The sequence below is a fragment of the Pseudomonadota bacterium genome (assembly GCA_026388275.1).
Taxonomy (GTDB): domain Bacteria; phylum Desulfobacterota; class Syntrophorhabdia; order Syntrophorhabdales; family Syntrophorhabdaceae; genus JAPLKB01.
The window spans coordinates 59,704-72,894 of record JAPLKB010000034.1 but is presented as its reverse complement, the minus strand read 5'-3'; the positions used below and the strand labels follow the sequence as shown (position 1 = coordinate 72,894).

The window sequence follows — 13,191 nt, the reverse complement described above, 5'->3', positions numbered from 1 at the left end:
ATTGTACCTTTAACTGCACATTAATGTTGGGGAATTGTTATTAATAGAAGAATCAAAAGCATTTATCTCTCGCAGAGTACGCAGGGTACACAGAGAAAGGCAGAAGTAAATTTTACCCGCAGGATGTGCGGGTGAATAGTATGTATTATTTTTTATACTTACGATCAATATGTAAAAATAAAGTTGAGAAGAGGAAAACTGACAATTTAATGTTTCCGGATTCACATAATCGTATATGTGAATCCGGGTTGAGTGGGCAGTGGCATGGCAGTGATGTTTCAGATTCGGATGGGCTGTGAGTCTTGTAGACCGGAAACTATACTTTATGTATGTTGGAGGGCACAAGGCGATGCAGAACGCCGAAGATGAGCATTACAATCATGCCGCTGACCGAACAAGGAGAGCACTCTCAAAAGAGTAAAAATCTTTTGATATTACTTACAAAACTAGGGGGTTATACATGGCAGCGAATAAGACAATGGAGAATCAGGAATTTCAGTATCTACCATTAAAGAGCATCATACTGGAAAAACAGATAAGATCATCAATCGACAAAACAACAGAATCCTTTAAAGCTCTTGTGGCATCCATTAAAGAAAAGGGTGTACTGGAACCTGTCCTTGTAACACCAAAGGATGATAAATATCTCCTCCTCTGCGGAGAAAGAAGATATCTTGCCGCCTACAATGCAGGTCTTGAAATTATCCCGGCAAGGGTAGTAAATACCATTACACAAAAAGATGAAATCCTTGCCATTCAACTGACTGAAAATCTCCAGCGTGAAGACTTGAATCCCATAGATCAGGCAAATGGGATGCTTGCCTATATTAAGGCAAAGCATCCTGATAAAAATTATAATGTGGACGGGGTAATGAGTGACTTGGTGAGTTATAACCGTAGGCCGGAAGGCCTGGCTGAAGAAATTGCTCTCACTGTGAGAGCAATTATTGAAATCTCTGCAAAGTCAATACAGACGCTGCATCGCACGATATCGCTTTTAAAACTCGTCCCTAAAATTCAGGACGTAATTTCTGCTGGAACACTCCCGGTTTCCCAGGGATATCTTTTTGCCGCGAACCTTGGGACCCCCGATTTTTTTACCATCTTCGATGAAATACTTGAGACGCCTGTAACAAATGCAGTGCTTGAAAAGAAACTCACCGCGTACAAAAGGAGAAAACCCAAATCAACAGAACCTAAACCGATACCTATGAAAATAAAGGTTGCAAGCCTGCAGACTATAGAATCATACTTTGAGAAGAAGACCGGTATGTACGCCAAATCAAACCTTCAGACATTTCTCGATGAATTGAAAGTTTTATCCTCATTGATAGAACAGCAGATTAAAACAGCCCCGGAAAGTGTGCCAATAAAACCGGTAACAAAACCTGTTCCGCAGATATAAAGAGTTAGGTGTTCAACATTAGTTACAAAGGACTTGAACGTTGTCTGTGCGTCTTAAGCGATGCACCAGTGAGTGATTCGCAAGAAGAATGACAGATGGGTCAATAGCCACGGCGAAAGAAAAACGACCCGATTATCAGGTGTTGTGAAGACTTGCAAATGTAATTTAATTATACGATAATAATCCAGTGGGTTATCTATGACTAATAAAAATACATTCAGCGGTTTGGGGCCAAAGGAAGCCGAATTTGTTGCCCGGCTCACATACGAGAAGAAGACCATTCTATCTGCTGCCGACATAACCGGCTTTCTGCCGCCGGAATTTAAGTACCGCAACCAGCTTGTCTATACCTTAAAACAAAAGAAGATACTTACCCCCATCAAACGCGGGTTTTATGTGTTTACGCCATTGGAGGCAATCTCCACGGGCCTGCGGGTCAACGAATTCCTCATTCCGCCAATTTTCTTTCCCCGAAAAGGCTATTACATCGGATATTCGACCATGTTTAATTACTATGGATTTACAGATCAGCTCTTTCAGACCGTCTATGTGCTCAACACGTCCCTCTTTCAGGAGCGTACCATTTGCGGCGCCTCGTTCAAATTTTTGAAGGTTTCAAAAGACCGGATGTACGGGATCGAGACTATAAGAGTGGACAACACGGATGTACAAGCCAGCTCCAAAGAGAGAACGCTTGTTGATCTTATATATTTTAACAGACCAGTTGGTGGTGTCGAGAGGGCCGTTGAGATTCTGACAAGGATGATAAGAGAAAAGGGGTGTGACATAAGTAAACTTGTTGAGTGTGCATCACTGTTTCCCAATGCTACGGTAAGAAAACGGATAGGAGTTGTCCTTGAGAGCCTCGGCATTGTAGAGACTGCCCTGACTCCATTAATAGAGAGCGTGAAGAAAACTGCCATAAGCTCCCTGACGGATTCACGAAAAGGCACATTGAACAAAACGTGGAGGGTCATTGTCAATGCTCCACAGAAATAAGGATGACTTTGTTAGAACCCTGAATCAGGTGGCCATGCAAACGGGCTTTCTGTTGACCCTTGTAGAAAAGGATTATTACTTGACCCTTGTCCTCTCCCGCCTTAATGAGTTGAGCCCTGACCTTGTTTTTAAAGGAGGAACTTGTCTGAACAAAATCTATTTCTCCTATTACCGGTTGAGCGAGGACCTTGATTTCACCATGCGCCTGCCCGCAGATGCGGCAACACGGGCAATACGCAGGAAGTGTATTGAGCCGGTAAAGGAAGGCATCGAGGCATATGCCGCACAATTCGACATGAGGATTGACAACACGGAAGAGGCGGGACGCAATGAATCAAGACAGTATGTATATCACTTTCTCTACAAGTCTGCTGTCCTGCCCGTTGAATCAAAGATCAAGATGGAAATAGGACTGCGTTCCAACCCGATCTGCACACCGGAAAGAAAAAAGGTCCAGCACGGATTTCTCCACCCCTTTACCGGGGAACCGCTCTTTGATACAAAAGAGGTCTTCTGCCTGACCCTCAAAGAGATCGTTGCTGAAAAACTGCGGGCTGCGGCAACGAGGGAAACCATTGCCCCGCGTGATTTCTACGATATCGACTATATCATCAGAAACGATTTTAATGTTACGGAACCGGAAGTATTAACCCTATTCCAAAGAAAACTTGAAGAGGACAAGGCAGATACAGACCTTGCCCGATACAGCCTTAACCTTGGAAGAAGTACTGGTGAGATTCAGGATATGAGAGGACGCATTAAAGAAGAACTTTATGAGGTACTCACCCCTGCAGAACGGAGCAGATTTGATCTTGATGCTGCCCTGGGGCGGATAAATGCAGCCTTTGCGGGGTTGCATTGATGGGGAAGAATTAAGCGGTTTTTGATGGAGGCGGGGGATAGGAAGTGTTGGGGATGGGGGAAGGCGTTATTTCAATGCTTGAATTAAAAATCCATTTAACATTCAGGTTGAAACCGTTTGTATTTTTGATCCCATAGGGGTAGAATTTTCGCATACAGGAAAAAGGGGCGGTTTCAATCCAAATGATGCAGCTTGCTGCAGGGTTACTACTTTCCCTCGCCCCTTCGGGGGAGAGGGCGGGGTGAGGGGGGTATGAGCCTCTTTCCAGTAGAATTGGGAATTTTGGATTCAACCCATTCGAAATGCCCAGCTTCTCTTTCAAAATAGTATTTCTTGCAATACCTTGTCTGTATTGGTTCTACAGAGATTTTGGAAGTTTCTGCCACAGTGGCAGAAAAATGTTTGCGAAATGAAAACTGTGAGTTGTTACTCATCACAGTTATGGAAGAAAGGCGGAGGACATGGTTTTGAATCTGATACCGGTATACCTCCAATAAAGATAATATTACTTGTAATCCCTACAATAAGATAATGTTCAACATCCAAACTGAAATTGTTTGTATTTTCCATCTCATAGGGGTAGAATTTTCGCATACAGGAAAAAGGGGCGGTTTCAATTACACATTGTAAATTTAGAATTGGGAAGTTAGAATTTAGGAAAACCCTGAATACACAGTTTTCAAAATGCATGTTGTGGATATGCTTGTCTGTATTGGTTTTACGGAGATTTTGAAATTGGTTGACACAGTGTCAACGGAAAGTTGTGAGCTGAATAATATGAGTTATAGACTATTACCTGTTGGATGTTTTGAGACCGATGAATAGGGCATGTATGATTGCAAAATTTGGCCCCAGAAGTTCAGTTACAAAGGACTTGAACGTTGTCTATCTGTCTTAAGCGATGCACCGGTGACTGATTCGCAAAGATGTGACAAAAATATATGGTTTAGGAACCTGAAGCTATAGAAATTAAGGGTTTAAACAATGCGCAACGACATGAGAAAAGGTTCGGGAAATGACCAGTGAAGAATTGAAAAAACTTGAAGAAACACTCTGGAAATCAGCGGATACAATGCGGGCTAATTCTGACCTAAAATCCTCCGAATATTCTACGCCCGTCATGGGCCTTATTTTCCTGAAATTTGCCGATAACCGTTACAGTAACTACGAAAAAGAGATTATAGAGGAATACAACAGCCTGAAAGGCACCAGACGGGAAAAGCCGATAAGTCAGATAGCTGTGGAAAGATGCGGCTTTTATCTGCCTGACCATGCCAGATATGACTATCTTCTCGGTTTATCCGAAGACAAGGAAGTGGACAAGGCTATCAAAAAAGCCATGGAAGCTATTGAAGAGTATAAGCCAGAATTGAAAGGAGTGCTTCCCCAGGATGAGTATTTACGTCTTGTCCGTACCGATAAGACTATCCCCAACCAGCTTCTGAAGAACTTTTCCAATATCCCCAGGGATGCTTCTTATGACATGTTCGGCCAGATTTACGAATATTTCCTTGGTAATTTTGCCATGGCTGAAGGACAGGGCGGCGGGGAGTTTTTTACCCCGCGTTCTGTTGTCCGCCTAATGGTTGATATCGTAGCGCCTTATAATGGTACCGTCTTTGACCCTGCCTGCGGCTCCGGCGGCATGTTTGTCCAGTCGGCGAAATTTGTGGAGCATCGCAGTAAAGAGCTTGCAGAAAACGAAGAGTCGAGCCTCTTTGTATATGGTCAGGAAAAGACCCTTGAAACGGTGAAACTTGCCAAGATGAATATTGCTGTCAACGGTCTGAGGGGCGATATAAGACAGGCTAACACATACTATGAAGACCTTTTTGAAAGCTTTGAAAAGTTCGATTATGTTCTTGCCAATCCGCCCTTTAATGTGGATGATGTGAATTTGAGCCGTGTAGAAAAAGACAGGCGTTTCAACACATACGGTGTACCACGTAATAAATCAAAGCAGAGCAAGAAGGATAAAGGCAAAGACACGGTGCCTAACGGCAACTATCTTTGGATTAATCTCTTTGCCACTTCCCTGAAACCTACAGGCCGGGCAGCCCTTGTCATGGCCAATTCAGCGTCAGATGCCCGCCACAGCGAGGCTGATATTCGCAAAAGGCTAATCGAAGAGAACCTTATCTATGCAATGCTTACCCTGCCTTCAAACATGTTCTACACGGTAACGCTCCCGGCAACGCTCTGGTTTTTCGACAGGGCCAAGCCGGATAACCGCATTCTCTTTATTGACACCCGCAATATTTTCACTCAGGTTGACCGTGCCCACAGAGAATTCTCAGACGAGCAGATACTCGATATCGCCATAATCAGCCGCCTCCAGAGAGGCGACCGCAAGGGCTTTATCCGCCTTATTGACCGCTACTTTGAAGCAGGCATGGAACGGTTGAAGGAAAACAAGGAAAAGATAGTGGAGGTATCGAAGGCCATCGGCGACTTTCTCAAAACATATAAGAAAAACGAATTACCAGACTTTGCGGCGCGTCTCGAAGAGATTAGAATATTAGAGGCTGCATATGCGGGACATTGCACGGATACTGTGGGGAACGGTTGCGACCTTTCCCTACAAATAGATAAGGCCAACAGTGCGCAACGGACATTGGCTGCTGCTTTTGCACCATTCTTTGCGGTCATTCATGAAATACTCAAGACAATAGACAAAAAGATGCGCCTTCTTGAAAAAGAACATGGCAATAGCAAAGAAGCAAAAACAATAAAAGTTGATCTGGACATCCTCCACAAAGAGATAAAGGACGCCGAATATTTCTTTATTCACATCAACTGGCTTCAGGAGCGGTTCCCCGATTCAAGATATGAGGATGTGACAGGTCTCTGTAAACTTGCCACGCTTGACGAAATAAAGGAACAGGATTATTCCCTCAATCCGGGCCGGTATGTGGGTGTCGTCATTGAAGAGGACGGAAAAACCGAGGAAGAATTCATCGAAGAAATTGTTTTAATGAACGATGAACTCAACAAGCTGAATAAAGAGGCACGAGAGCTGGAAGACATTATAAATCATAACATCAGACAGCTTGCTGGAGAATAACAAGCCTGGCAGAGAATCAAATTAACGGCAATTATGTTGACTTATTGCCAATGATTTGACTAAGTTAAAAATATTTACTTATTGGTATAGGATTTATTTGCCGGAGAAAAAGGCAGGGCAAAAGTAATGCGTTTCGTCGAATCAAAACACATTGAGTACAAACGCGAACTTTCTGAAACACTGGAAAAGGAAGTGGTTGCTTTTCTCAACACCGGCGAAGGCGGCGTTATTTACATCGGTATTGACAGCAAGACTCAGACCGTGTGGAACGTCACTGATGCTGATGCAGTTCAGTTGAAAATAAAAGACCGGATTAAAAATAATATTGCACCGTCAACACTGGGCTTGTTTGACGTATTACTGGGACGGATGGACGATAAAAACATCATCAAAATCAATATCGCCAGCGGACCGGAGAAACCTTACCATATCAAAAAACTGGGCATGTCGGAAAAAGGTTGTTTTATCCGCGTCGGTTCAGCGGCGGAACCAATGTCCTCAAGGATGATCGAAGAAATGTTTGCCGGACGTTCGAGAAATTCCATCGGGCTGATGCGTTCGCCCAAAAGAGAACTCTCGTTTGAACAACTAAAAATTTACTATCAGGAAATGGGGTTTCACCTCAATGAGCATTTTGCCGCCACCCTGGAACTGTTGACGCCCGACGGACTATACAATTACGCGGCTTATCTGTTATCCGACAAAAACGGCATATCCATTAAAGTTGCCCGGTATAACGGCAAAACCCGCGTTGATCTTGCCGAAAACAACGAATACGGCTATTGCTGTCTTGTGAAGGCCACCAAACAGGTGCTGGACAAACTGGATGTGGCAAACAGGACGTTTACAAAAATTACCTCCAAACAGCGGCTGCAAAAACGGATGATGGATGAAACAGCGCTACGTGAGGCGGTGATCAACGCAATTGTCCATAACAATTATTCCTATGAAGCTCCTCCAAAATTCGAGTTATTCTCGGACCGTATGGAAATCACCTCCACGGGAGGGCTGCCTTTCGGTTTGAACAGAGATGACTTCTTTTCCGGCATTTCAGTTCCCCGCAATAAGGAATTGATGCGGGTTTTTAAAGACCTTGATCTTGTTGAATATCTCGGCTCAGGTATCCCGCGTATTCTTCAAAAATACGACGCCTCCGTGTTTCAGTTCTCAGAAAATTTTACACGTATTGTCTTCCCCTACGAAGAGGGGTATTCGGAAGGTCTGGAATATGCCCCCCAAGTCACCCCCCAAGTCACCCCCCAAGTGGTACGATTGCTCACAGTCATTAAAAGGGAAATGAACCGTGATGAACTGCAAAGTGCCCTGCAATTAAAGGATAGAAAATCTTTTAGAGAACTGTATATTAAGCCTGCTTTGGCTGCCAAGTTGATTGAGATGACGATCCCGGACAGTCCCAACAGCAGATTGCAGAAATACAAACTCACAGCACAAGGGGAAAATATCCGGCAGATTGCGGGGAAAGAATGAAGGGGTGGGCTCGTATTAAGGCAAAAGACCTTGTCACATTTAAAACGGGCAAGTTGGATTCGAATGCTGCCGAGGCAGACGGGAAATATCCCTTTTTCACATGTGCCCAAGAAACATACAGAATCAATAAATGTGCGTTTGATACTGAGTGTGTTTTGCTTGCAGGTAATAACGCAGATGGCATATTTCCCCTCAAGTACTATAAAGGGAAATTTAATGCTTACCAAAGAACTTATATTATTGAACCAAAAGATCGTAACGAAATAAATACCCGCTATATTTATGAATCATTCAAGTTATTTTTAAAATCCTTCGAGCAAACATCCACCGGAGCAACAACCAAGTTTCTTACAATGGGAATCTTGAATAATCTATGGATTTCCAAACCACCTCTCCCCATCCAACGCAAAATTGCCGCTATCCTCTCCGCTTATGACGATTTGATTGAAAACAATAATCGCCGGATTGCCATTCTGGAAAAGATGGCTGAGGAAATTTACCGGGAATGGTTTGTGCGTATGCGCTTCCCGGGGCATGAGAAGGTAAAATTTCATAAGGGTGTGCCTGAGGAGTGGGAAACATTGCGGTTGGGAATGGTTCTTGAGCTTGCCTATGGTAAAGCTCTGAAGGAACATGAGAGAATACAGGGTCCATTTCCAGTTTATGGTTCTAGTGGAGTTGTAGGATATCACAATAAACATATCGTTAATGGTCCGGGTATAATTGTTGGTCGCAAAGGAAACGTTGGGAGTGTAAGTTGGTCCGACAGTGATTTCTATCCAATTGATACAGTTTATTACGTGAAATCAGCCATTAGTCTCTATTACCTGTTCTTTTTGTTGCAAGGTTTGAACTTTCTAAATAGTGACGCTGCGGTTCCAGGCCTTAACAGAAATCAGGCGTATTCAAGTATAGTCTATGTCCCTGAACCATCGCTGCTGGTTATATTCGATGATACAATGAAATGTATCTTTACCATGAAAAGGAACCTTTTCATTAGGAATTAAATGTTGGTAACCTCCCGCAACATCCTCCTCTCCCGCCTCATTACCGGCAAACTTTCTGTCGAAGACCTGGATATCCATTTTCCGCCGAGCATGGGGAACTCTGAGTCTGCCGAAGGGGGCGAATCCGGTGCCTAACTTCATTTCTGAGACTCAGATAGAAAAAGCTATCACCTACCTTCTTACAAAAAAGTTCGGCTGGCGGCATATGGATTGCTTCACCAAAGAACCGGACGCTCTCAAGGATGGTTCCGGGCGGGACAATAAGACCGAAGTCGTACTATTTGACATCCTTAAAAGGCAAATAAAACAGATTAACCCCCGCGTGCCGGAAACAGCCATTGACGAGGTCATTTCCAAACTCACAGCGAGGCGTTACGCCATGTCCCAGGCTATTGCCAATAAAGAGGTCTACAACCTTATTCGTGACGGTATACCTGTGGAATACGAAAACAGCAAGGGAAAGAAAGAACGGCCAAGAGTCAAGATCATTGACTTTGACAATCCTGTAAAGAATGACTTTTTTGTTGTTACGCAGTTGTGGGTCAAAGGTGAGCGATATTTCAGGCGGCCCGATGTACTTCTCTATGTGAACGGCATTCCGCTTGTATTCATTGAACTGAAGAACTCAAACATTGCGCTCAGGAATGCCTATGACGACAACCTTATTAACTATCGCCACGACATACCACTTCTCTTTCAGTACAACGGACTTTGCATCCTTTCAAACGCTATTGAGACAAAGGTCGGCAGCGTCACTTCAGAGTGGGAGCACTTCTTCCCCTGGCTTCGCGTTGATGATGAGCGGGAAAAGGTAGACCGGCTGCAAATGAAGAAAGAAGGGACAAGCATTGAGCGGGCTATCGAGGGCCTCTGCGATCAGCAGCGTTTACTGGATTACCTTGAGAACTTTATCCTCTACTATCGGGACACAAACAAGATTGTTGCCCAGAACCACCAGTTTATCGGCGTCAATAAGGCCATCCGGTCTTTTGAGGCACGCGAGGAAAGAGCAGGGAAATTAGGCGTTTTCTGGCATACCCAGGGCGCGGGCAAGAGCTTTTCCATGATCTTCTTTGTGCGGAAGATCTTCAGGAAATATACAGGTAATTTTTCCTTTGTAGTGATTACCGACCGGGATGACCTTGACGGCCAGATATACCGGAGCTTTCTTGATACAATGACGGTGAAGAAGAACGAAGCGGCGAGACCGAAAGACAGTGAAGAGATGCGCCGATTCCTTTCCCTGAATAAAAGGATTGTTTTTACACTCATCCATAAATTTCGATGGCCCCAGGGGAAGAAATATCCTCTCCTTTCCGACCGGAAGGATATCATTGTCATTGTCGATGAAGCCCACCGTACACAATATCTTACATTGGCAGAGAATATGAGGGCCGGTCTTCCCAATGCCCAGTATATTGCCTTCACTGGTACGCCGCTCCTCGGAAGAGAGAGGAAGACAAATGCCTGGTTCGGCGACTATGTGAGCGAGTACAATTTTGTCCAGTCTGTAGATGATGAAGCCACGGTGCCCCTTTTCTATCAGAAGCGCGTTCCTGAGGTGCTGATACAGAACGAGGATTTGAGCGAAGAGTTCTACCGGATACTCGAAGACGAGAATCTTGACGAGAAGCAGCAGGAGAAACTGGAGAAAGAGTTTGCTACCGAAATTGAAGTCATCAAAAGGGATGACCGGCTGGAGACTATAGCGAAGGATATTGTCTGCCATTTTCCGCAAAGAGGCTATCTGGGAAAAGGCATGGTTGTCTGCGTCGATAAATTCACTGCCGTGAAGATGCATGACAAGGTGCAGGCACACTGGAAGGAGGAGATAAAGCGCCTTATAGGTCAGATTGCCAAAGCAAAGGACGATGCTGTGAAGGACCGGCTTAGAAAAACCGTCGATTACATGCGAAGTGTGGAAATGGCCGTGATAGTTAGTGAAGAGGCAGGCGAAGAAAAGAAATTCGATGCCCAGCAACTTGATATAAGACCACATCGCAAGAAGATGAACGCCCTCGACAAGCAGGGTCATGACATCGAGTATCGCTTTAAAGACCCCTTTGATCAGCTTCAACTCGTCTTTGTCTGCGCCATGTGGCTTACCGGTTTTGATGTACACACCCTATCCACCATGTATTTTGATAAGCCCATGAAAGACCATACACTCATGCAGGCCATCGCGAGGGCAAACAGGGTCACATCGCATGAGATAAATGATATCGCCAAAAAGAACGGCGAAATTATCGACTATTACAACGTCTTCAGGAACATGAAAAAAGCTCTGGCCGATTATGCGGCAGGAACGGAAGGAAGGCCCCAGGATATGCCTGTTCAGGAAAAAGACGAACTTTTCAAACTCCTGGATGATGCATTGAACGAGAGCAGTCAGTTCTGTGCTGACATCGGTATTGATCTTGAAGAGATACTTGGAAATGACGAGATATTCAGGAATATCGAGGCCTTCAATTGTTTTGCCGATAAAATACTGGAGAAAGATGAGTGGAAGAAGGAATTTACAGTTTATGAAAATACCGTTACTGCACTTTATGAGGCCTGCAAACCTGAGATACTGAGCGACAAAACCCGGCCTCTTGTGCCTGTATTTCAATATCTGCGCGGTGTTATCGACAGCATCATCCAACAGCAGGACATTGATTCAGCAAAAAGAAGAATAGCGACCCTCCTCGACGAAAGCGTTGTAACTGCCGATAGGAATACTGCCGGCGCCGACCGTGTGACGGAATTTCAAATAATCCACAAAGGCCGCTCATTAGATTTGAGCAAGATCAATTTTCAGAAATTGAAGGAAGATTTTAAGAAGAGGGAATACAAGAATATCGAGATTGCCGATCTCAGGATTTTCATTGAGCATAAACTGGAACAGATGATAGGAAGGAACTCAACAAGGGCTGATTTTGCTCAGAAGCTCCAGCAAATAATTGACCGATACAACTCAGGAGGCTCGTCCACTGAGAATTACTTTGATGAGCTTGTAAAATTTACTGAAGGGTTGAAAGACGAAGAAGAACGGGCAGTCCGTGAGGGTTTGTCGGAAGATGAACTTGAAATTTTCGACATCCTGAAAAAGGAAAAAATGTCAAAGGAAGAGGCACAGAAGGTAAAGCTTGCCGCAAGATCGCTCCTGCAGAGATTAACAAGCGGACGACCCAAGGTTCTTGTTCAGGACTGGTACAAAGACAGCCAGACTCAGGAGAAGGTAAGAACAGCAGTGGAAAAGGTGCTCGACGGATCGTTGCCGGAAAGCTACGATAAAAATCTTTTTCAAAGTAAATGCAGCAATGTTTTTGATCTGATCTATGAATACTCCATGAGAAAGGTTAAGTGGGCCGCTTAAACAGACTTTGTGTGAATACTCCAAATCTTCATCCTTGCCTCAGCAGTAAGGGAATTTACCGGATTAAATTATGATAATTAGCGCAAGCAGAAGAACCGATATACCGGCATTTTTCTCCGACTGGTTTTATAACAGAATTGATGAGAGATATTTGCTGGTTCGTAATCCAATGAACCGGCATCAGGTGAGCCGGATAAATCTATCCCCGGAAGCTGTTGACTGCATTGTGTTCTGGTCTAAGAATCCCGCCGGAATAATGGACAGACTCCACAGGCTGCGAGGCTACAACTTCTACTTCCAGTATACTCTTACCGGCTATGGAGAAAAGTTGGAGCCGAATGTTCCCTCGTGTCAGGAAGCAGTCTCAACTTTCCGTGCTTTGTCGGATATGATAGGGAAGGGCAGGGTTATCTGGAGATATGACCCTATAATTCTGAGTGAGCAACTAAATATAAAATATCATGCAGGCAGGTTCGAAGAGATAGCACGGCAATTATCGGGAAAAACTAAACGGTGTGTCATAAGCTTTGTCGATATGTACAAAAAATCAAAGCGGAACATGGCATCTGTTCCAATAGTTGAGATTCAGGCGGAGCAGATGATCGAAATGGCAGCAATTCTCAGCAGGATATCCTCCAAATACAATATTGAGTTGACAAGCTGTGCTGAAATAATTGATCTGACACAATACGGAATTATTCATGGAAAATGTATAGACGATAAACTTATTGAGGAAATCTCAGGCTTTGTCCTTAATGTGAAAAAGGACCCGACACAAAGGCTGGAATGCGGCTGTGTTGCAAGTGTCGATATCGGGACGTATAACACATGTGCCCATGAATGTTTGTACTGTTATGCCAACTATAATCACAACCGGGTTCATCGTAATTATGCAGCCCATGATCCGCAGTCGCCTTTGCTTTTCGGGGTTATTGGCCCGGAGGACAAAATTCACGAGAGGAAAACTGCAAGCTGCAAAAAAGTCCAAAAGGGACTTTTTTGAACCGG

At 44.2% G+C, this 13,191-nt stretch carries 9 protein-coding genes; 8 read left to right on the top strand and 1 reads right to left on the bottom strand.

Annotated elements, in window-relative coordinates; genetic code table 11:
* Positions 1-460 precede the first annotated feature (460 nt).
* From NT010_09280 to NT010_09270, 3 genes are all read left to right on the top strand, one after another.
* Positions 461-1,405 carry a ParB/RepB/Spo0J family partition protein gene (locus tag NT010_09280; protein MCX5806239.1) on the top strand — a complete coding sequence of 315 codons (945 nt, stop codon included), beginning with the start codon at positions 461-463 and terminating at the stop codon, positions 1,403-1,405.
* Positions 1,406-1,603: 198 nt separating this feature from the next.
* On the top strand, positions 1,604-2,404 hold the full coding sequence (locus tag NT010_09275; GenBank protein ID MCX5806238.1) for a hypothetical protein: 801 nt from the start codon (positions 1,604-1,606) through the stop codon (positions 2,402-2,404).
* On the top strand, positions 2,388-3,266 hold the full coding sequence (locus NT010_09270) for a nucleotidyl transferase AbiEii/AbiGii toxin family protein (GenBank protein ID MCX5806237.1): 879 nt from the start codon (positions 2,388-2,390) through the stop codon (positions 3,264-3,266). The genes NT010_09275 and NT010_09270 overlap by 17 nt, the downstream gene beginning before the upstream one ends.
* A gap of 10 nt (positions 3,267-3,276) precedes the next feature.
* On the opposite strand, the gene NT010_09265 is transcribed toward NT010_09270, so the two are convergent.
* Positions 3,277-3,588: a hypothetical protein gene (locus NT010_09265; protein ID MCX5806236.1), complete on the bottom strand. Its 312-nt coding sequence runs from the start codon at positions 3,586-3,588 to the stop codon at positions 3,277-3,279.
* 693 nt (positions 3,589-4,281) lie between these two features.
* Here NT010_09265 and NT010_09260 point away from each other — a divergent pair.
* From NT010_09260 to NT010_09240, 5 genes are all read left to right on the top strand, one after another.
* Positions 4,282-6,330, top strand: a complete 2,049-nt coding sequence (locus NT010_09260; GenBank protein MCX5806235.1) for a class I SAM-dependent DNA methyltransferase — start codon at positions 4,282-4,284, stop codon at positions 6,328-6,330.
* A gap of 126 nt (positions 6,331-6,456) precedes the next feature.
* The gene (locus NT010_09255) at positions 6,457-7,818 is read left to right on the top strand and encodes a putative DNA binding domain-containing protein (protein MCX5806234.1); all 1,362 of its coding nucleotides are present in this window, start codon (positions 6,457-6,459) and stop codon (positions 7,816-7,818) included.
* Positions 7,815-8,825, top strand: coding sequence for a restriction endonuclease subunit S (locus NT010_09250; protein ID MCX5806233.1), 1,011 nt, complete (start codon positions 7,815-7,817; stop codon positions 8,823-8,825). The genes NT010_09255 and NT010_09250 overlap by 4 nt, the downstream gene beginning before the upstream one ends.
* 127 nt (positions 8,826-8,952) lie before the next feature.
* Positions 8,953-12,183 (top strand): type I restriction endonuclease subunit R, encoded by a 3,231-nt coding sequence (locus NT010_09245; protein ID MCX5806232.1) that lies wholly within the window; start codon positions 8,953-8,955, stop codon positions 12,181-12,183.
* Between the two features lie 70 nt (positions 12,184-12,253).
* Entirely contained in the window at positions 12,254-13,186 is a 933-nt protein-coding gene (locus tag NT010_09240; GenBank protein ID MCX5806231.1) for a DUF1848 domain-containing protein, read from the top strand.
* Positions 13,187-13,191 lie beyond the last annotated feature (5 nt).